Raw genomic sequence first — 17,588 nt, 5'->3', positions numbered from 1 at the left:
GCCCGCCGCGCCATGCAGTGCCTAGCCGGCCACCTCAACCACCCGCTGCGCCTGCCCCTGGCCGGCGAAATCCACGCCCGGCCCTTCATGGTGCTCGAGGCGCCGGCCCGCATTTCGCACCTGGCCATCCATGCCGACGACGACCCGGCCGTGCACGATCGCCGGCTCGCCGCGCTGTGCGCCCGCTTCGGCGTGGCGGCGCCGGCCGCCGGGGCGCAGCATTTCTTTCACGATTTCGGCCATTTCCGCCTGAAGTGGGAGCGCCACACCGAGTTCTCGACCTTCAGTTTCGTCGAAGCCGGCGAGGACGGCGGCGACTTCCAGCTCACCGCCCTGCGCCATGTGCCGGCCGACTGGCTGGCGACACTGCAGGGCACGGTGATCGTCGCTTCGCACCTGATCGCCGAACGCGGCAGCCCGCTCGGCATCGCCGACCGCCGCCTCAAGCGGCTGTTCCCGCTGCCGCCGCTGGTCGGCAGCCAGGTGCTGTCGGGCGGCGAGATATGGACCGACTTCCAGGTCGGGCCGGACGGTTTCTCGAAATTCCTGATCCGCGACATCGACCTGCGCGAATCGCAGATGGGCCGGCTGGTCCAGCGCCTCGGCGAAATCGAGACCTACCTCATGATGGCCCTGCTCGCCCTGCCGCTGGCCCGCGAAGGCGCCGGGCTGCTCGGCCGCATCGAGGAAGACCTGAGCGAACTGGGCAGCCGGATGAGCAGCCTCGACATCGACGGCGATGCCGAGGGCCTGCTCCGCGAGCTTTCCCGTCTCGACGGCCGCCTCCGCGCCCAGTCCTTCCGCACCGGCTATCGCTTCAGCGCGGCGCAGGCCTATTACCGCATCGTCGGCGCCCGCATCGGCGAGCTGCGCGAACAGCGCATCGAAGGTGTGCCGACCGTCGGCGAATTCATGGAGCGGCGGCTGGCCCCGGCGATGGATACCTGCCGCTCGGTGGCGGCGCGCCAGGAGGCCCTGGCCGGCAAGATCGGGCGTTCCAACGACATGCTGCGGACCCGCGTCAACCTCGCCCAGGAGCGGCAGAGCCAGAGCGTGCTCGCCAGCCTGAGCCGCAGCGCCAGCCGGCAACTGCAATTGCAGCAGGCGGTCGAGGGCCTGTCGGTGGTGGCCATTTCCTATTACGGCATCGGCCTTGCCGCTTATGCCCTGAAGGCGCTCAAGGGCTGGGGCTGGGCGATTCCCGTCGACCAGGCCGTCGGCCTGCTCCTGCCGCTGGTCGCCGCCGCGACCTGGCTGGGCATCCGCCGCCTGCACCGCCGCCTGCACACCGCGTCGTCCTGACGGCGCCCGCGCGTCAGCTTTCCTGCGCCGCCATCCGCCCGGCCTCTTCCAGCAGCCATTCGCGAAAGGCCCGGACCACCGGGCGCCCGGCCGCCGCGTCCGGAATGACCAGGTAGTAGGACAGCGGCCGACGGATCACGATGTCGAACAGCACCACCAGCCGGCCGGCCGCTACCTCGGCCTCGATCAACGGCGTCGAGGCGAGGGCGACGCCGACGCCGTCGATGGCCGCCGACAGCACCAGGCCCGAGTCGCTGAAATGCATCCCGGCATCGCTGTCGACACCGCCCACGCCGGCCAGCGCCAGCCATTCGGCCCAGGTCGGGCGGACCATCAGCTCGGGTATCGTGTCGTCGTGCAACAGGACCTGGTGGACCAGGTCGGCCGGCGTCTTCAGGGGGTGCGTGCCGAACAGCAGGCGCGGACTGCACACCGCCGCATAGACCGGCGAGAACAGCCGCTCGACCTGGCACGCGGGGTAGCTGCCGCGCCCGAAGCGGATGCAGACTTCGGCCTCGTCCTCGCGCCCGGGGTTGTCGGGCAGCGCCTCCGGCGCCGCGCCGGCCGAACCGTCCGGCAGGTCGATCATGCCCAGCGATGCCGCCATGTGCAGCTGGATTTCCGGATGCCGGGCGGCAAAGCCCGGCAGGTGGCGGATCAGCCAGCGCGCCAGGAAGGTGGGCGGCGACGAGACGTGCAGGCGCCCGCCTTCTTCGTTGCAGCGCGTGCTCTCGATGGCGGCCGCGAAAGCGTCCAGCCCCTCGCGCACCTTGGGCAGCATGGCGCGCCCCTGGGCGGTCAGCTCGATGGCCCGGGTCAGCCGATGGAACAAGGGAAAGCCGAGCGACGCCTCGAGACTGCGTATCTGGTGGCTGATCGCGGTCGGGGTGACCGACAGTTCCTCTCCCGCCAGCTTGAAGCTGAGATGGCGGGCCGCGGCCTCGAAAGCGCGCAGGGCATTGAGGGGGGGAAGTCGATAAGGCATATGAATGAGATTTTCTCACGCATCGACTGACAAATCATCGTTTGTTGCAGCGCATCATCTTTCTTAAAGTGGCGACCGCCCCACCCCAACAAGAAAAGGAACACACGATGAACAGCGATCTCCACCTCTACGTCACCCACCTGGTTATCGTCATGGTCGTCACCATGATTCTCGTCCAGACCCTCTTCCACTTCCGCAAGGCCACCCGCGACCTGATCATCTCCGGCAGCGGCAAGGCCATCGCCTGGACGCTGGACCGCTGCAACCGCCTGCTGCACATCATGCTGATGTCGCCGGTGAAGGCCCGTCCCGGCTCGCGCCAGAACACCCCGGAATAAGCGGACGCCCGCCCGGGCCGCTGTCGACGCCCCGCAAGGCAAGCCATGGCGCATCCATCCGATGCGCCATTTTTTATTGCCCGCCGCCTTTTCATTAATAACCGTAATCAGCCAAATTCATCCAATCAATTGGCTCAATGGAAGATCTCTCCCTACACTGAGTTCATCAGGTCGGCCCGACCTTGTTAAACCCAGGAGGACAACATGATTTCCCGTTACATCGACCGTTGGTTCGACACCTTCGTCAGCTGGGATATCTGTGTCGATGTGCTGGCTACCCTGCCGGACAACTTCTGACCCATCCGTCACTCAAGGAGAGAACCATGCAAGGCAAGAAACTCACGACTGCTGCCGGCGCGCCGGTTGTCGATAACCAGAACACGATGACCGCCGGCCCGCGCGGCCCCGTCCTGTTGCAGGATGTCTGGCTGCTCGAGAAGCTCGCCCACTTCGACCGCGAAGTCATTCCCGAGCGCCGCATGCACGCCAAGGGTTCCGGCGCCTACGGCAGCTTCACGGTCACCCACGACATCACGCAATACACCCGTGCCAAGCTGTTCAGCCAGGTCGGCAAGAAGACCGAGCTGTTCGCCCGCTTCACCACGGTTGCCGGCGAGCGCGGCGCGGCCGATGCCGAGCGCGACATCCGCGGCTTCGCGGTCAAGTTCTATACCGAGGAAGGCAACTGGGACCTGGTCGGCAACAACACCCCGGTCTTCTTCCTGCGCGATCCGCTCAAGTTCCCCGACCTCAACCACGCCGTCAAGCGCGACCCGCGCACCAACATGCGCTCGGCCCGCAACAACTGGGACTTCTGGACCTCGCTGCCGGAGGCCCTGCACCAGGTGACCATCGTCATGTCCGACCGCGGCATCCCGGCCAGCTACCGCCACATGCACGGTTTCGGCTCGCACACTTTCAGCTTCATCAACGCCGCCAACGAACGCTACTGGGTCAAGTTCCACTTCCGCACCGAGCAGGGCATCAGGAACCTCAGCGACGCCGAGGCCACCGAGATCATCGGCCGCGACCGCGAATCGCACCAGCGCGACCTGCTCGACGCCATCGACCGCGGCGACTACCCGAAATGGACCCTGTACATCCAGGTCATGCCGGAGAAGGATGCCTCGAAGGTGCCGTACAACCCCTTCGACCTGACCAAGGTGTGGCCGCATGCCGACTACCCGCTTATCGAAGTCGGCGTCATGGAGCTGAACCGCAATCCGGAGAACTTCTTCGCCGAAGTCGAGCAATCGGCCTTCAACCCGGCCGCCGTCGTCCCCGGCATTTCCTTCTCGCCGGACAAGATGCTGCAGGCCCGCCTGTTCTCCTACGGCGACGCGCAGCGCTACCGGCTCGGCGTCAATCACCACCAGATCCCGGTCAATGCGCCGAAGTGCCCGTTCCACAGCTACCACCGCGACGGCGCCATGCGCATCGACGGCAACCACGGCGCCACCCTCGGCTACCAGCCCAACAGCTACGGCCAGTGGGAGGAGCAGCCGGATTACCGCGAGCCGCCGCTGTCCGTCGAAGGCATGGCCGACCACTGGAACCACCGCGAGGATGCCGACTACTTCTCGCAGGCCGGCAACCTGTTCCGCCTGATGCCGGCCGACGAGCAGCAGCGCCTGTTCGCCAACACCGCCCGCGCCATGGGCGATGCGCCGGAAGAAATCAAGCGCCGCCATATCGCCAACTGCACCCAGGCCGATCCGGCCTACGGCGCCGGCGTGGCCCGGGCGCTCGGACTGGACGGCTGACGCAAGCCGCAACCGGGGCGACGGCCAGGCGGTCGTCGCCCCGATTGAACCAACCCCGGGCAGGCTCGTCCAACCCGCTCACTCAACCCTGTGGAGCACCCGATGTCCCAAACCGTAACCCTCGGCGGCAACCCGATCACCGTCAGCGGCAGCATTCCCAAGAAAGGCGATGCCGCCCCGGCCTTCTCGCTGGTCGCCAAGGATCTGTCCGATGTCGCCCTGAGCAGCCTGGCCGGCAAGCGCAAGATCCTCAACATCTTCCCGAGCATCGACACGCCGACCTGCGCCACCTCGGTCCGCCAGTTCAACGCCAAGGCCAACGACAAGCCGAACACCGTCGTGCTCTGCATCTCGGCCGACCTGCCCTTCGCCCAGGCCCGCTTCTGCGGCGCCGAAGGCCTGGCCAACGTGGTCACCCTGTCCACCATGCGCGGCCGTGACTTCCTCGAAGCCTACGGCGTCGCCATCGCCAACGGCCCGCTCGCCGGCGTCAGCGCCCGCGCCGTCGTCGTCCTCGACGAAAACGACAAGGTGATCCACAGCGAGCTGGTTTCCGAAATCAAGAACGAACCGGACTACGCCGCCGCCCTGGCCGCGCTCTGATGAAAATGGCCGGCCTCGCCTTCGACGACTATCGCAGCCAGGCGCTTGCCGAGGGCTTCGACGAAGTCCTCGCGCGAAGCTGGCCAGCCGACCTGCAGCTCGACACCCATAGCCACCCCTTTGCGCTGAAGGCCAGACTGGTTCAGGGGGAAATGTGGCTGTGCGTCGGCGAGGTCACGCGCCATTTGTTGCCCGGCGACGAATTCAGCCTGGAACGCGACGTGCCGCATGCGGAACGCTATGGCCACCAGGGCGCGACCTACTGGGTGGCGCGGCGCAATGAAACGGCGTGAGGCAGAACGATGAGCCGGAAATGCTGCAAATCCGACCCGCCGTGCAAGGACTGCCCCAAGCGGAAGAAGAAGCGACACCGTACTTGCTGCGCCGCTGACTGTCCTGCCGCCGGGATGGTCACGATCGTCCGCTGCGCCTATTTACCGGCGACGGACATCTCCATCAGCGGCCAGCGCGGCTGAACCGAAAAATCGCCGGCCGGCTTGGCCGGGGTTCCGGCCTGCAGGCGCAGGCAGCCGGCCAGGGCGATCATGGCGCCGTTGTCGGTGCAGAATTCCAGCTCCGGGTAATAGACGCGGAAGCGCTTGCGCTTCGCCTCGTCGTTCAGCGTGGCGCGCAACTGCTTGTTGGCGCCGACGCCGCCGGCCACCACCAGCTGCTTGAGGCCGGTCTGCTTCATCGCCTTCAACGACTTCTTGACCAGCACCTCGACGATGGCCTCCTGGAAAGCCCGCGCCGCGTCGGCCTTGAAGGGATCGTTCAGGTCTTCGCCCTGCTCGCGCACCAGCGTAAGCACCGCCGTCTTGAGGCCGGAAAAGCTGAAGCTCAGGTCGCCGGAATGGAGCATCGGGCGCGGCAGTTCATAAACCCCCGGCGTCCCCGTTTCGGCCAGCTTCGACAGCAGGGCACCGCCGGGATAAGGCAGGCCGAGCAGCTTGGCGCTCTTGTCGAAAGCCTCGCCGGCCGCGTCGTCGAGCGTCTCGCCGAGCAGCTCGTACTCGCCGACGCCGGTCACCTTCATCAATTGCGTATGGCCGCCGGACACGAGCAGCGCGACGAAGGGAAAGGTCGGCGGATCGCTGGACAGCAAGGGCGACAGCAGATGGCCTTCGAGGTGATGCACCGGGATGGTCGGCCGGTCGATGGCCAGCGCCAGCGCCTCGGCGAAGGCACAGCCGACGAGCAGGGCGCCGGCCAGCCCCGGCCCGCGGGTATAGGCGACGGCGTCGATGTCGGCAAAGCGCTTGCCGGCCTGCCCCAGGGCCTCGCGCAGCAGCGGCACAACGCGCCGGATGTGGTCGCGCGAGGCCAGTTCAGGCACCACGCCGCCGTACTCGGCATGCATCGCGACCTGGGAATGCAGGGCATGGGAAAGAAGACCGGCGGCGCTGTCGTAGAGCGCAATACCGGTTTCGTCGCAGGAGGATTCAACACCGAGGATCAGCATAGGTCGTGGATTTTAACACTTGATGCAAAAGGATTTTCTCGACTATACTGTTTGGCTTCCCGCAAAATTGCGGAAAAATTTGAGCGCACTGCCGACCGACAACCCCGGCGGGCGCCGCATAGGAAGGGGGTGAAAATTATGCCGAACATTCGCGTCAAAGAAAATGAGCCGTTCGAAGTTGCTATCCGCCGCTTCAAGCGCACCGTCGAAAAGACTGGTCTCCTGACCGAACTGCGTGCCCGTGAGTTTTACGAAAAGCCCACCACCGAACGCAAGCGTAAGGCTGCCGCTGCCGTTAAACGCCAGCACAAGCGCCTCCGTAGCCTGACCCTGCCGCCGAAGCTGTACTGATCCAGTACGCTTTTGCCCGAAAAGAGCCGCCAGCCTCAACAGCCGGCGGCTTTTTGCTTTAGAAAGTCGAACATGAGCCTCAAAGCCCGCATCACCGAAGACATGAAGGCCGCCATGAAGGCCAAGGAAGCGGCCAAGCTGTCCGCCATCCGCCTGCTCACCGCCGCCATCAAGCAGAAGGAAGTCGACGAGCGCATCGAGCTCGACGACGCCGCCGTCGCCGCCGTCATCGAAAAACTGGTCAAGCAGCGCAAGGACAGCGTCACCCAGTACGAAGCCGCCAACCGCCAGGACCTGGCCGACATCGAAAAAGCCGAGATCGACATCCTCTCCGCCTACCTGCCGGAAAAGATGGGCAGCGCCGAAGTCGCCGCCGCCGTGGCCGCCGCCGTCGCGCAGACCGGCGCCAAGGGCCCGGCCGACATGGGCAAGCTGATGGGCGTCCTCAAACCGCAACTGGCCGGCAAGGCGGACATGGCCGAGGTCTCCAAGCTGGTCAAGGCCGCACTCGCCGGCTAATCCCGCACCATGATCCCGGAGTCGTTCATCCAGGATTTGCTGGCCCGGGTCGACATCGTCGACCTGGTGGACAGCTACGTGCCGCTCAAGAAGGCCGGCGCCAACTACGCCGCCTGCTGCCCCTTCCACAACGAGAAGTCGCCGTCCTTCACGGTCAGCCCGACCAAGCAGTTCTACCACTGCTTCGGCTGCGGCGCCCACGGCACGGCCATCGGCTTCGTCATGGAATACCAGGGCATGGGCTTCGTCGATGCCGTCAAGGACCTGGCCAGCCGCGCCGGCATGACGGTGCCGGAAAGCGAAGGACGCAGCTTCCACGATGAAAAGCCCGGCCAGACCCGCACGCTGATCGAGGTCATGGCGCGCGCCGCCGCCTACTACAAGGCGCAGCTCAAGGCCTCGCCGCGCGCCATCGAATATTGCAAGAAACGCGGTCTTTCCGGCGAAGTGGCCGCTCGCTTCGGCATCGGTTACGCCCCCGACGGCTGGCAAAACCTGGAAGCCGTCTTCGCCGACTACAACGCCGACGAACTGAAGGTCGCCGGCCTGGTCATCGAGAACGAGGCCGGCCGCCGCTACGACCGTTTCCGCGACCGGCTGATGATCCCCATCGTCAATCCGAAGGGCGAGATCATCGCCTTCGGCGGCCGCATCATCGACCAGGGCGAGCCGAAGTACCTGAACTCGCCGGAAACCCCGCTCTTCGAGAAGGGCCGCGAGCTGTTCGGCCTGCCGCAGGCCCGCCAGCCCCTGCGCGAGACCAACACGGCCATCGTCACCGAAGGCTACATGGACGTCATCGCCCTGGCCCAGAACGGGGTCGGCAACGCCGTCGCCACGCTGGGCACGGCAACCACGCCGACCCACGTGCAGAAGCTGCTGCGCCAGGTCGACCGCATCGTCTTCTCCTTCGACGGCGACAACGCCGGCCGCAAGGCCGCCTGGCGCGCCCTGGAGAACGCCCTCGAAGCGCTGGCCGACAACAAGCAGATCGGCTTCGTCTTCCTGCCCGCCGAGCACGACCCGGACAGTTTCATCCGCGAATTCGGCAAGCCGGAATTCGACCGCCTGGTCACCCAGGCCATGCCGCTGTCCGATTTCCTGCTGCGCGAACTGGCCCAGCGCTGCGACCTGACCAGTTCGGAAGGCAAGGCCCGGCTGATCTACGAAGCCAAGCCGCTGCTGCTCAAGCTGCCGACGCCGCTGCTCCGCCTGCAGCTGGTCAAGCGCCTGGCCGAGGCCAGCGGCTTCGCCCAGCCCGAAGTCGAGCGCCTGTGCGAATTGAAGTCCTACACGCCGGCGCCGCCGGCCAGGGCCAGGCGCACCGCCCCGTCGCTGACCCGCAACCTGCTGCGCATCGTGCTGCACAAGCCGCAACTGGCCGGCCAACTGCCCGTCGACCTGCTGCCCGACACGCCGGAGCGCGCCGCCCTGACCCGCCTGCACCAGCTGGTCTCGGCCAGCCCCGAGGCCGCCAGCTACGCCGTGCTGCGCGAACAGCTGCGCGGCCTGCCGGAAGAAAGCGTGATCGAGCATGCCGCGTCGGAACTTCTTGGCCTGCCGTTTGACGAAGAAGGCGCGGACACCGAATTCCGGGACACGCTGGACAAACTCCAGGAAGGCGGCGAAAAGCGCGCGTTCGACGAGTTGCAACGCAAAGCCCAGCAATTCGGCGTCGCCGGCCTGAGCGCGGCGGAAAAACAGGCCTACATTCAGTTCCTCACCACCAAGGCAAACCGTAGCTAAGTTGTGGTAAAATCTACGGTTTTCTCGAATTCTATGGATCGTGTTCATGGCTAAGGCAAAAGACATCGCTAAGGAAGCCCCGAAGGCTCGCGCCAGCAAGGCCAAGGAAAAGGCCGCCGAAAAGGCGCTGTTGCAGGGCCAGATGGCTGAAACTCCGGAACCGCTCGATGCCGAAGCGCGCAAGATGCGCCTCAAGGCCCTGATCAAGCTGGGCAAGGAACGCGGTTACCTGACCTACGCCGAGATCAACGACCACCTGCCGGACGACGTGGTCGATGCCGAATCCATCGAAGCGATCATCTCGACCTTCAGCGAAATGAGCATCCAGGTCTTCGACGAAGCCCCGGCCGCCGAAGAACTGCTGATGTCCGACACCGCCGTGGCCGCCGCCGACGACGAGGAAGTCGAAGCGCAGGCCGAGCAGGCGCTGTCCACGGTCGATTCCGAATTCGGCCGCACCACCGACCCGGTCCGCATGTACATGCGCGAAATGGGCTCGGTCGAACTCCTCACCCGCGAAGGCGAAATCGAGATCGCCAAGCGCATCGAGGAAGGCCTCAAGCACATGATCCAGGCGATCTCCGCCTGCCCGACCACCATCGTCGACATCCTCGACATGGCCGCCAAGGTCGAGACCGACGAAATGCGCATCGACGAACTGGTCGATGGCCTGATCGACCCGAACGCCGTCGAGGAAGCCCCGGCCGCCGAAATGCCGGAAGCCGACGAGGACGAGGACGACGAAGGCGACGAGGACGGCGAAGGCGGCGGCGGTGCCGCATCGGCCTCCCTGCTGCAGCTGAAGGCCGACGCGCTCGAGCGCTTCAAGATCATCAAGGGCATCCACGCCAAGATGCAGAAGGCCCTTTCCAGCAAGGGTTCGCAGGACAAGGCCTACCTCAAGCTGCTGCAGCAACTGTCCGACGAGCTGATGAACATCCGCTTCACCTCGCGCTCCATCGAGCGCCTGTGCGACAGCGTGCGCGGCATGGTCGAGCAGGTCCGCGGCTGCGAGCGCAAGATCCAGCAAATCTGCGTGGACCGCGTCAAGATGCCGCGCCCGCACTTCATCCAGTCCTTCCCGGGCAACGAGATCAACCTCGACTGGGCCGACGCTGAAGTTGCTGCCGCCCCGAAGACCTACGTCGCCGTCCTCACCCGCAACGCGCCGGACATCAAGGAAGAACAGAAGAAGCTGCTCGCCCTGCAGGACCGCATCGGCATCTCGCTGAAGGAACTGAAGGACATCAACAAGCAGATGTCGACCGGCGAAGCCAAGGCCCGCCGCGCCAAGCGCGAAATGACCGAGGCCAACCTGCGCCTCGTCATCTCCATCGCCAAGAAATACACCAACCGCGGCCTGCAGTTCCTCGACCTGATCCAGGAAGGCAACATCGGCCTGATGAAGGCGGTGGACAAGTTCGAATACCGCCGTGGCTACAAGTTCTCCACCTACGCCACGTGGTGGATCCGCCAGGCCATCACCCGCTCCATCGCCGACCAGGCGCGGACCATCCGCATCCCGGTGCACATGATCGAAACGATCAACAAGATGAACCGGATCAGCCGCCAGATCCTGCAGGAAACCGGCGTCGAGCCGGATCCGGCGACGCTGGCCAAGAAGATGGACATGCCGGAAGACAAGATCCGCAAGATCATGAAGATTTCCAAGGAGCCGATCTCCATGGAAACCCCGATCGGCGACGACGACGATTCCCACCTCGGCGACTTCATCGAGGACTCCGCCACGCTGGCCCCGGCCGATGCGGCGATGTACTCCAGCCTGCGCGGCGTGACCAAGGAAATCCTCGACACCCTGACGACGAGGGAAGCCAAGGTCCTGCGCATGCGCTTCGGCATCGAGATGAACACCGACCACACCCTGGAAGAAGTCGGCAAGCAGTTCGACGTCACCCGCGAACGCATCCGCCAGATCGAAGCCAAGGCCCTGCGCAAGCTGCGCCACCCGACCCGCTCGGACAAGCTGCGCAGCTTCATCGACACCAACAACAACTAAGCTTTCCGGGCCTGTAGCTCAGTTGGTTAGAGCAGAGGACTCATAATCCTTTGGTCCACGGTTCAAGTCCGTGCGGGCCCACCATAAAAACAAGGGGTTACAGAAATGTAACCCCTTTGTTTTTGCCCATGGTTCAACTTGCGTACAGGAGGCAACTGGGCCGATCGCCGGGCAACTTGCCTAGCCCGCCTGCTCGTTACCCTTCGCCGCAGCCTTCTGGCGTTGCACTCGATCCGTTGCGTCTCTCGCCATGGCGACCGAACCGAGGACATTGGCGAACTCGTCGATGACGAGGGAAAAGCTCATCTCGACGTACAGCCGGGCACCGGATTTGTGCACGGCCCGGGTCAGGGTCGGCCGGCCGTGCAGGCGCGTGGCGCCTTGCATGATCGCCACTTCGAAGCCGCGCCAGTGGGCCGCGCGCAGTTCTTCCGGGATTATCAAGTCGAGACTCTGTCCGCTGGCCTCGGCGCATTGGTAACCGAACAGGGTCGTGGCAGCCTTGTTCCAACGCTCGATGACGCCCTGACGATTGGCATAAATGAGCGCATCGGCGGTCTGCTCCAGTATCAGCTCGGCCAGCGATGAAACCTGTCGTGTGTCTTCATTCATCATCCGCTCCATTGGTTGGCGAATCATCGGCGACGATGCCCCAGTCGCCCCACTGGTACCAGTCCTCGCCGAGCATCTCGACGGGGTGCTGGGTTCGGCCGGATCCATTGCCGCATTGCAGGGAATTCACCGAGCAGTATTTATCGCAGCCCCAGCAGGTCCGCTCCGGATGCTTGGGATTCAGAGGGAACTTCTTCGCCATGTCGGCGGATTTGAAAAACCCCGGCTTGCCACTCATTTTCGCGACCTCGCGATTATTCCAGCACAGAATTTCAGGTTGAAATTACCTGACTACATTACTCGGACTATACAAATCCGATTTGATCTCGATCACGAATCAGCGCTGCAACCCCATCGTTCTGGTCAGCAAGCAGGGAAGCGACGCCATACAAGAATCTTTCGCCTGAGCCGGGGCGCTCAAACATGGCTTGAAGCCTAATTCCACGAGCCACCTTGACCACCTGGCTGGCTCGCGCCCCCCGCCGGATGGTCAGCGAGAAATCGCCGGCCTTTTGCTTTGGGTCAGCCGGATTCGAACGGCCCTCTCTATAATCAGCGCTTTCGCCCATCTTTCCGGAGTTTGCCTTGAACCTGCGCCAAGTTTCCTCCCTGCTCGCCCTGATGCTGGCCAGCAGCTTCGCTGCCGCCGACATCAAGATCGGCGTCATCGCCTCGTCGACCGGCCCGACGGCCGCCGTCGGCATTCCGCAGAAAAATACCGTCGCCCTGCTGCCGACCGAGATCGGCGGCCAGAAGGTCGAGTACATCGTGCTCGACGATGCCTCCGATCCGACCAACGCGGTGACCGGCGTCAAGAAGCTGATCTCCGAATCGAAGGTGGATGCGCTGATCGGCCCGACGACGACGCCGGCCGCGCTGGCCATGCTCGATTTCGTCGCCGAATCGAAGGTGCCCCTGGTGACCACCGTGGGTTCCTCGGCGATCATCCTGCCGCTCGACGACAAGAAGCGCTGGGTGTTCAAGACGACGCAGAACGACGACCTGATCGCCGCTGCGCTGATCGATCACATGACGGCAGCCGGCGTGAAGACGCTGGGCTTCGTCGGCTTCAACGACCCCTACGGCGAAAACTGGTTCAAGGTGTTCAGCGCCATGGCCGAAAAGGCCGGCTTGAAGCTGGTGGCCAGCGAGCGCTACAACCGGACCGACCAGTCGGTGACCGGCCAGGTGCTGAAAATCATCACCGCCAGGCCGGACGCGGTGCTCATCGCCGCCACCGGCGGCCCGGCCGTGCTGCCGCAGACCAGCCTGCAGGAAAAGGGCTACAAGGGCCGCATCTACCAGACGCACGGCGTGGCGACCAACGACTTCATCCGCATCGGCGCCAAGGCCGTCGAAGGCACGCTGATGGCCGGCGGACCGATGCTGGTGGCGGCCGACCTGGCCGCGAACAACCCGATCAAGGCGGTGGCCCAGGGCTATATCAAGGCCTATGAAGGCAAGTACGGCGCCGGCACGATGTCCACCTTCGGCGCCAATACCTACGATGCCGGACTGCTGCTGCAGAAGGCGATCCCCGAGGCGCTGAAGAAGGCCAGGGCGGGCACGCCGGAGTTCCGCGCGGCCCTGCGCGACGCGCTGGAGCAGTCGAAGGAAGTGGTCGGCGCCCAGGGCGTGTTCAACATGAACGCGCAGAACCACAACGGCATGGACCAGCGCGCCCGCGTGATGATGACCGTCAAGGACGGCAAGTGGGTGCTGCTCAAGGACTGAGCGCTTGCGGCGCCATACGGACGAAGGGCCGGCAGCATTGCCGGCCCTTGTCGTTTGCGGCGCTCAGTAACGTTCGCTCAGGCGCTTGCCGAAGGACACCGCGTAGGCCGGCGAGCGGAAGAGCAGGATGGGGTCGGCCGTCGGCTGGATGCCGGGGGCCATGACCAGCGGATCGTAGTTGATCGGCTCGCACGGCGCACCCTTCTGCGGGCTGGCGCTGCGGATGGTCAGCGTGCCGGCCTTGATACGCGGGCGCTCGGCCGGCCACAGCACGGTCGGATCGGTTTCGCTGTCGCCCGGCTGGCCGATGCTGACCATCATGTCCCAGCGCACCGCGCCCCGCCCGGTCCGTTCGATCAGGGCCGCCTCGAGGAAATTGGCGCCGGCCGTCTTCAATTCCTCGTCGCTCAGCCGCTGCTCGCCATCCTGCGGCACGAACTGCCAGCGCACCGGCGTCGCCTTGCCCTTCTTGTCGACGAACTTGAAGGTGTGGATGCCCCAATAGCTGCTGCCGGCATAGCTGGCCGGCGGGTTGTTGGTCGCCAGGAAATCGGCCTGCGCCTTGTTGTCGGGATGGCTGGCCTTGAAGGCCTTCATTTTCTCGGGATCGGGCTTGCCGGTCGCCGGATCGGGCTGCAGCGCCTGCATCAGGTCGAGGAAGGTCTGCGGGCTGGCAGCGCCGAACATCGGCGTGTTGAGCATGGTGATGTGGTGCAGCTGGCCTTTCGGCAATTGAAACTCGAGGGCCATGCCGCGTCCGCTTTTGGCGACGTCGGGCGCCTTCGGGTTGCCGCCCGACAACGAGAAACGGGCGACCACCGGCACCGGCTTGCCGTAGAACAGCGGCGAAGCGCTGAGCCTTGCCGCCTCCTTCGTGCCGACGAATTCGCCGGCGGCGCAGCTGCCCTTGATGTGGTTGCGCCGCTCGCCCGGCGTCGCGCCGAAGGCTCCCTCGATGGCGGCGACGACCTGTCCGGCGTCGGGTGCGGCATCGGCGGCCAGCGCGGCACGGGGGATCGGCAAGGCGAGGACGAGCGCCGCCAGCGCAAAAGATTTTTTCTGCATGGGATGGACTCCTTGGGGTGGGGTACTGCGTTTATTTTTGATCGAGCTGGTCGTACACGGCGGTGGCCACCTTGGCCAGTTCGCCCTTGTCGATACCCGCCGACAGGGCGTAGCCGAACTTGCCGTCCACCCAGTAGAAGACGTTCACCAAGCCTTCGCGGGCAAAGCGGAAGCCGGTGTCGCGTTTCTCGGTGCTTTCGGTGGTCACGTACAGCGTCATGCGCTGGCCGCTGGCATCCTGGTACATGAACTGGGCCACCGGGCCGCTGTTGCCCGGCAACAGGCGACCGCCGACCAGTTCGTAACCGAGGGCGCCCAGCTTGGGCGGGCTGACCGGCGCACCCAGCCGCTTGGTCAGCCACTTGACCAGCGCCTCCTCCTGATCGGCCGCGATCTCCACCGGGCGACGAACATCCGGGCTATAGACCACGTGCGCGACGGCGGCCTGGTGCGACAGGGGAACGGCCCGCGCCATGCGCTCGCCCTGCAGGTACTGGCCATGGGCCAGCCAGCCGCCGGCACCGCCTAGGGCGGCAATCATGACCCCGGCCGCCAGGCGCTGCCATAGACCGCCCAAGCCGCCGCCGCGCCCCGAGGGCGGCTTGATCGGCTGTACGCTCAGGGCCTGCAGGCGATCCGGCAAGGCTTCGTCGAGCACCGGCTGGAACAGGGCCTTGAGCGCCTGCGTCTGGGCGCGGTAGGCGGCAACGCGCTCGGCATCGGCCGGGTGGCTGGCGAGATGGTCGTCGACCGCGGCCCGCCTTTCCGGCGTCAGCGCGTCGTCCACGTAGGCATTCAGTTCTTCGTCGCTCATCGGGTGCGAGGTCATCGGACGACCCTCAGGTTGGCCGTTTGCTGCCGGCCGTCCATCACCGCGCGCAGCCGTTCGCGGCCGCGCGACAGGCGGGACATCACGGTGCCGACGGGGATATCGAGCAGGGCGGCGATATCGGCATAGCTCATCTCCTCCAGCGCGACGAGCAGCAGGATCTGGCGCTGCTCCTCGGGCAGCTGGCGGAGGGCGGATTCGAGATCCATCACTTCGAGCAGGTCGCTTTGCGTGGCGCGGACCGGGACGTTGCCGGCTTCGTCCTCGTCGAGCGAGCTGGTCGCCAGGGCGCCGCGCCGCAACTGATCGACGCGCAGGTTGTGCATGATGCCGAACAGCCAGGCGCGCAGGTCGCTGCCCGCTCGCCATTGGCTGATCCGGCTCCAGGCGCGTTCCAGGGTGTCCTGCACGAGATCGTCCGCCGCCGCGCGGTCGCCGAGCATCGCCCGCGCATAGCGGCGCAGGCGGGGCAGCTCGGCGAGGATGGCGCGGCTATCCACGTTTCCGGGTTACGGCTTGGCGGTATGCCAGACGTTGTTGAAACCGTCGCCCGTCCGGTCGCCCGGCTTCTGGTCCTTGTTCCAGTAGTACAGCGGCTTGCCCTTGAAGGCCCACTGCTTCTTGCCGTCGTCGCGATTGACGATGCTGTAGTCGCCGCTCGCCATGTCGCCGTCCATCGCCATCAGCGGCGGCCAGTTGGTAGCGCACGGCCCGTTGCAGACGCTCTTGCCGCTGCCGGCGGCATCCTTGTCGAAGGTGTACAGGGTCATGCCGTTGGCGCCGGTCAGCGCGCCATCCATGACTTTCGCCGGCGCCGCCGCGTACATCCCGCTGCCGGCACAGGCCGCCAGGGTCAGCGCAGCCAGCAGCGCGCACATCCACTTGATTTTTTTCATGATGGTCTCCGTTGGTTTCGGGGTGCTACACCTTGGTAAACGGAAGCGACCATCGTTTTATTCCCTAGATTTTTCCCAGGCGCCACAGGGAGGTGACTTCGGCCGCCCGTGCCGCATGCAGCGGGTCGCCGGCATCCTGCGCCTTGGGGTGTGTCGGGCGGGTGTCGAGGCGACCGAGCACCTGCAGCCCGGCTTCGGCGATCCACGCCAGCAGCTGTTCGCGCGACCGCAGGCCGAGCAGTTCGGCGATATCGGAAATGATCAGCCAGCCCTCGCCGCCGTCCGCCAGATGCGCCGCCAGGCCGCCGAGGAAGCCGCGCAGCATGCGCGAATCGGGGTCGTACACCGCGTACTCGACCGGCGAAGTCGGTTGCGCCGGCAGCCATGGCGGATTGCAGACGACGAGCGGCGCCTTGCCTTCCGGGAACAGGTCGGCCTTGATGACCTGCACGTTCGCGGCCAGCCCGAGCTGGCCGATATTGTCGGCGGCGCAGGCCAGCGCCCGCGCATCCTGGTCGGTGGCGACGATCCGCTTGACGCCGCGCCGGGCGAGCACGGCGGCGATGATGCCGGAGCCGGTGCCGATGTCGAAGGCCTGCTCGCAACCGGCCGGCAGCGGCGCCGTGGCGATCAGGTCGACGTATTCGCCGCGCACCGGCGAGAACACGCCGTAATGCGGGTAGATGCGCCCCTGCACCGCAGGCACCGGGACACCCTTCTTGCGCCATTCGTGGGCGCTGATCACGGCCAGCAGTTCGCGCAGCGCGACCAGCGAATCGCCGCCGCCCGCTTCGCCGTAGGCGGCCAGGCAAGCCTCGCGAACATCCTGCGCCCGGCGCAGCGGCACCGTGTAATCGGCATTCAGCGGCACCAGCAGGCGGTTGAGCAGCACCGCACGCTGGCCTTGGGTGATGCGATGGCGGGCGAAGGCCTCGGCCGGCGTCTTCGGCGCCTTGCCGCGCGCCGCGCCGAAACGGCGGTCGGCCCGCTTGGTCAGCGCCTGCACCAGGTGCCGGGCATTGACCCAGTCACCGCGCCAAAGCAGCGCCGTGCCGGCTTCGAGCAGGCGGTAGGCGTCGTCGGCACCGGTTCGGTCGTCGGCGATGCGGATGTCGGCGTGCGGCGCGATGCCGGCTTCGGAGCGCCAGCCGGCTATATGTTCCCGGCCAGCTTCCTGCCAGCGGATCTCGGGTCGTTGAATCGATGTCATGCCGCATTGTAGGGCACTTCCGGCACGCGCCAGTGTCGTGTTTCATGCTGCGCGGCACTGAATAAAACCGATGCATTTGGCCTTGTGGCAAGGCGCAAACCACAGCGATACCGAGTGTATCGCGAGAATTTGCAACGCTGTCACGGGGTCAAAGGC

Annotated in this window: 19 protein-coding genes and 1 tRNA gene; 11 read left to right on the top strand and 9 right to left on the bottom strand. The window is 65.7% G+C overall.

Going from position 1 to position 17,588, the window contains the following annotated elements:
* Positions 1-12 precede the first annotated feature (12 nt).
* On the top strand, positions 13-1,302 hold the full coding sequence (locus Q0P59_RS04480) for a DUF3422 domain-containing protein (RefSeq protein ID WP_295003997.1): 1,290 nt from the start codon (positions 13-15) through the stop codon (positions 1,300-1,302).
* A 13-nt stretch (positions 1,303-1,315) separates the two neighbouring features.
* Here the strand turns inward: Q0P59_RS04480 and gcvA are convergent, their stop codons facing one another.
* Positions 1,316-2,287 (bottom strand): transcriptional regulator GcvA, encoded by a 972-nt coding sequence (gene gcvA, locus Q0P59_RS04475; RefSeq protein WP_295003995.1) that lies wholly within the window; start codon positions 2,285-2,287, stop codon positions 1,316-1,318.
* A gap of 107 nt (positions 2,288-2,394) precedes the next feature.
* Here gcvA and Q0P59_RS04470 point away from each other — a divergent pair, with 107 nt between their 5' ends.
* The 4 genes from Q0P59_RS04470 to Q0P59_RS04455 all read left to right on the top strand — a co-directional run bounded on the left by Q0P59_RS04470 (position 2,395) and on the right by Q0P59_RS04455 (position 5,284).
* The gene (locus Q0P59_RS04470; protein ID WP_295003993.1) at positions 2,395-2,625 is read left to right on the top strand and encodes a hypothetical protein; all 231 of its coding nucleotides are present in this window, start codon (positions 2,395-2,397) and stop codon (positions 2,623-2,625) included.
* Between the two features lie 323 nt (positions 2,626-2,948).
* Positions 2,949-4,388 (top strand): catalase, encoded by a 1,440-nt coding sequence (locus Q0P59_RS04465; protein WP_295003991.1) that lies wholly within the window; start codon positions 2,949-2,951, stop codon positions 4,386-4,388.
* A 102-nt stretch (positions 4,389-4,490) separates the two neighbouring features.
* Positions 4,491-4,991 carry a thiol peroxidase gene (gene tpx, locus Q0P59_RS04460; protein ID WP_295003989.1) on the top strand — a complete coding sequence of 167 codons (501 nt, stop codon included), beginning with the start codon at positions 4,491-4,493 and terminating at the stop codon, positions 4,989-4,991.
* Entirely contained in the window at positions 4,991-5,284 is a 294-nt protein-coding gene (locus Q0P59_RS04455) for an AraC family transcriptional regulator (protein ID WP_295003987.1), read from the top strand. Before tpx ends, Q0P59_RS04455 begins: the two co-directional genes overlap by 1 nt.
* A 137-nt stretch (positions 5,285-5,421) precedes the next feature.
* On the opposite strand, the gene tsaD is transcribed toward Q0P59_RS04455, so the two are convergent.
* On the bottom strand, positions 5,422-6,453 hold the full coding sequence (gene tsaD, locus Q0P59_RS04450) for a tRNA (adenosine(37)-N6)-threonylcarbamoyltransferase complex transferase subunit TsaD (protein ID WP_295003985.1): 1,032 nt from the start codon (positions 6,451-6,453) through the stop codon (positions 5,422-5,424).
* 138 nt (positions 6,454-6,591) lie between these two features.
* Between tsaD and rpsU the strand changes: the two genes are divergently transcribed.
* The 5 genes from rpsU to Q0P59_RS04425 all read left to right on the top strand — a co-directional run bounded on the left by rpsU (position 6,592) and on the right by Q0P59_RS04425 (position 11,170).
* Positions 6,592-6,804, top strand: coding sequence for a 30S ribosomal protein S21 (rpsU, locus tag Q0P59_RS04445; RefSeq protein ID WP_011286295.1), 213 nt, complete (start codon positions 6,592-6,594; stop codon positions 6,802-6,804).
* Between the two features lie 72 nt (positions 6,805-6,876).
* Complete coding sequence (locus tag Q0P59_RS04440) at positions 6,877-7,323, top strand: GatB/YqeY domain-containing protein (RefSeq protein ID WP_295003982.1); 447 nt, start codon at positions 6,877-6,879, stop codon at positions 7,321-7,323.
* Positions 7,324-7,332: 9 nt separating this feature from the next.
* A complete protein-coding gene (dnaG, locus tag Q0P59_RS04435) occupies positions 7,333-9,069 on the top strand; it encodes a DNA primase (protein WP_295003980.1) in 1,737 nt (578 codons plus the stop codon).
* A gap of 40 nt (positions 9,070-9,109) precedes the next feature.
* Positions 9,110-11,086 carry an RNA polymerase sigma factor RpoD gene (rpoD, locus tag Q0P59_RS04430; protein ID WP_295003977.1) on the top strand — a complete coding sequence of 659 codons (1,977 nt, stop codon included), beginning with the start codon at positions 9,110-9,112 and terminating at the stop codon, positions 11,084-11,086.
* Positions 11,087-11,093: 7 nt separating this feature from the next.
* Positions 11,094-11,170 (top strand) — tRNA-Ile (locus Q0P59_RS04425).
* Positions 11,171-11,266: 96 nt separating this feature from the next.
* Here Q0P59_RS04425 and Q0P59_RS04420 read toward each other — a convergent pair.
* Positions 11,267-11,698 carry a PAS domain S-box protein gene (locus Q0P59_RS04420; RefSeq protein WP_295003975.1) on the bottom strand — a complete coding sequence of 144 codons (432 nt, stop codon included), beginning with the start codon at positions 11,696-11,698 and terminating at the stop codon, positions 11,267-11,269.
* Positions 11,691-11,900: a DUF3079 domain-containing protein gene (locus tag Q0P59_RS04415; RefSeq protein ID WP_295004160.1), complete on the bottom strand. Its 210-nt coding sequence runs from the start codon at positions 11,898-11,900 to the stop codon at positions 11,691-11,693. Before Q0P59_RS04415 ends, Q0P59_RS04420 begins: the two co-directional genes overlap by 8 nt.
* Before the next feature lie 383 nt (positions 11,901-12,283).
* Here Q0P59_RS04415 and Q0P59_RS04410 point away from each other — a divergent pair, with 383 nt between their 5' ends.
* On the top strand, positions 12,284-13,432 hold the full coding sequence (locus Q0P59_RS04410; RefSeq protein WP_295003973.1) for an ABC transporter substrate-binding protein: 1,149 nt from the start codon (positions 12,284-12,286) through the stop codon (positions 13,430-13,432).
* Between the two features lie 63 nt (positions 13,433-13,495).
* Here Q0P59_RS04410 and Q0P59_RS04405 read toward each other — a convergent pair whose 3' ends face one another.
* The 5 genes from Q0P59_RS04405 to Q0P59_RS04385 all read right to left on the bottom strand — a co-directional run bounded on the left by Q0P59_RS04405 (position 13,496) and on the right by Q0P59_RS04385 (position 17,432).
* Positions 13,496-14,497, bottom strand: a complete 1,002-nt coding sequence (locus tag Q0P59_RS04405; RefSeq protein ID WP_295003971.1) for a catalase family peroxidase — start codon at positions 14,495-14,497, stop codon at positions 13,496-13,498.
* 31 nt (positions 14,498-14,528) lie between these two features.
* A complete protein-coding gene (locus Q0P59_RS04400; RefSeq protein ID WP_295003969.1) occupies positions 14,529-15,326 on the bottom strand; it encodes an anti-sigma factor in 798 nt (265 codons plus the stop codon).
* A complete protein-coding gene (locus tag Q0P59_RS04395; RefSeq protein WP_295003967.1) occupies positions 15,323-15,826 on the bottom strand; it encodes an RNA polymerase sigma factor in 504 nt (167 codons plus the stop codon). The genes Q0P59_RS04400 and Q0P59_RS04395 overlap by 4 nt, the downstream gene beginning before the upstream one ends.
* 9 nt (positions 15,827-15,835) lie before the next feature.
* Positions 15,836-16,222, bottom strand: a complete 387-nt coding sequence (locus Q0P59_RS04390) for a hypothetical protein (protein ID WP_295003965.1) — start codon at positions 16,220-16,222, stop codon at positions 15,836-15,838.
* 64 nt (positions 16,223-16,286) lie between these two features.
* Positions 16,287-17,432 carry a class I SAM-dependent methyltransferase gene (locus Q0P59_RS04385; protein WP_295003963.1) on the bottom strand — a complete coding sequence of 382 codons (1,146 nt, stop codon included), beginning with the start codon at positions 17,430-17,432 and terminating at the stop codon, positions 16,287-16,289.
* Between the last annotated feature and the right edge of the window lie 156 nt (positions 17,433-17,588).

Origin of the sequence: uncultured Dechloromonas sp., assembly GCF_945957265.1 — a bacterium.
Classification (GTDB): Bacteria; Pseudomonadota; Gammaproteobacteria; order Burkholderiales; family Rhodocyclaceae; genus Azonexus.
This window is presented reverse-complemented; position numbering and strand designations above follow the sequence as displayed.

Excerpts from the sequence above, each read along its gene's own strand:
- Q0P59_RS04480 (WP_295003997.1), top strand. The coding sequence starts at position 13 with ATGCAGTGCCTAGCCGGCCACCTCAACCACCCGCTGCGCCTGCCCCTG.
- Q0P59_RS04455 (WP_295003987.1), top strand. The coding sequence starts at position 4,991 with ATGAAAATGGCCGGCCTCGCCTTCGACGACTATCGCAGCCAGGCGCTT.
- Q0P59_RS04400 (WP_295003969.1), bottom strand. The coding sequence starts at position 15,326 with ATGACCTCGCACCCGATGAGCGACGAAGAACTGAATGCCTACGTGGAC.
- Q0P59_RS04440 (WP_295003982.1), top strand. The coding sequence starts at position 6,877 with ATGAGCCTCAAAGCCCGCATCACCGAAGACATGAAGGCCGCCATGAAG.
- Q0P59_RS04405 (WP_295003971.1), bottom strand. The coding sequence starts at position 14,497 with ATGCAGAAAAAATCTTTTGCGCTGGCGGCGCTCGTCCTCGCCTTGCCG.
- Q0P59_RS04420 (WP_295003975.1), bottom strand. The coding sequence starts at position 11,698 with ATGAATGAAGACACACGACAGGTTTCATCGCTGGCCGAGCTGATACTG.
- tpx (WP_295003989.1), top strand. The coding sequence starts at position 4,491 with ATGTCCCAAACCGTAACCCTCGGCGGCAACCCGATCACCGTCAGCGGC.
- Q0P59_RS04390 (WP_295003965.1), bottom strand. The coding sequence starts at position 16,222 with ATGAAAAAAATCAAGTGGATGTGCGCGCTGCTGGCTGCGCTGACCCTG.
- Q0P59_RS04470 (WP_295003993.1), top strand. The coding sequence starts at position 2,395 with ATGAACAGCGATCTCCACCTCTACGTCACCCACCTGGTTATCGTCATG.
- rpsU (WP_011286295.1), top strand. The coding sequence starts at position 6,592 with ATGCCGAACATTCGCGTCAAAGAAAATGAGCCGTTCGAAGTTGCTATC.
- dnaG (WP_295003980.1), top strand. The coding sequence starts at position 7,333 with ATGATCCCGGAGTCGTTCATCCAGGATTTGCTGGCCCGGGTCGACATC.
- gcvA (WP_295003995.1), bottom strand. The coding sequence starts at position 2,287 with ATGCCTTATCGACTTCCCCCCCTCAATGCCCTGCGCGCTTTCGAGGCC.
- Q0P59_RS04415 (WP_295004160.1), bottom strand. The coding sequence starts at position 11,900 with ATGGCGAAGAAGTTCCCTCTGAATCCCAAGCATCCGGAGCGGACCTGC.
- Q0P59_RS04465 (WP_295003991.1), top strand. The coding sequence starts at position 2,949 with ATGCAAGGCAAGAAACTCACGACTGCTGCCGGCGCGCCGGTTGTCGAT.
- Q0P59_RS04385 (WP_295003963.1), bottom strand. The coding sequence starts at position 17,432 with ATGACATCGATTCAACGACCCGAGATCCGCTGGCAGGAAGCTGGCCGG.
- tsaD (WP_295003985.1), bottom strand. The coding sequence starts at position 6,453 with ATGCTGATCCTCGGTGTTGAATCCTCCTGCGACGAAACCGGTATTGCG.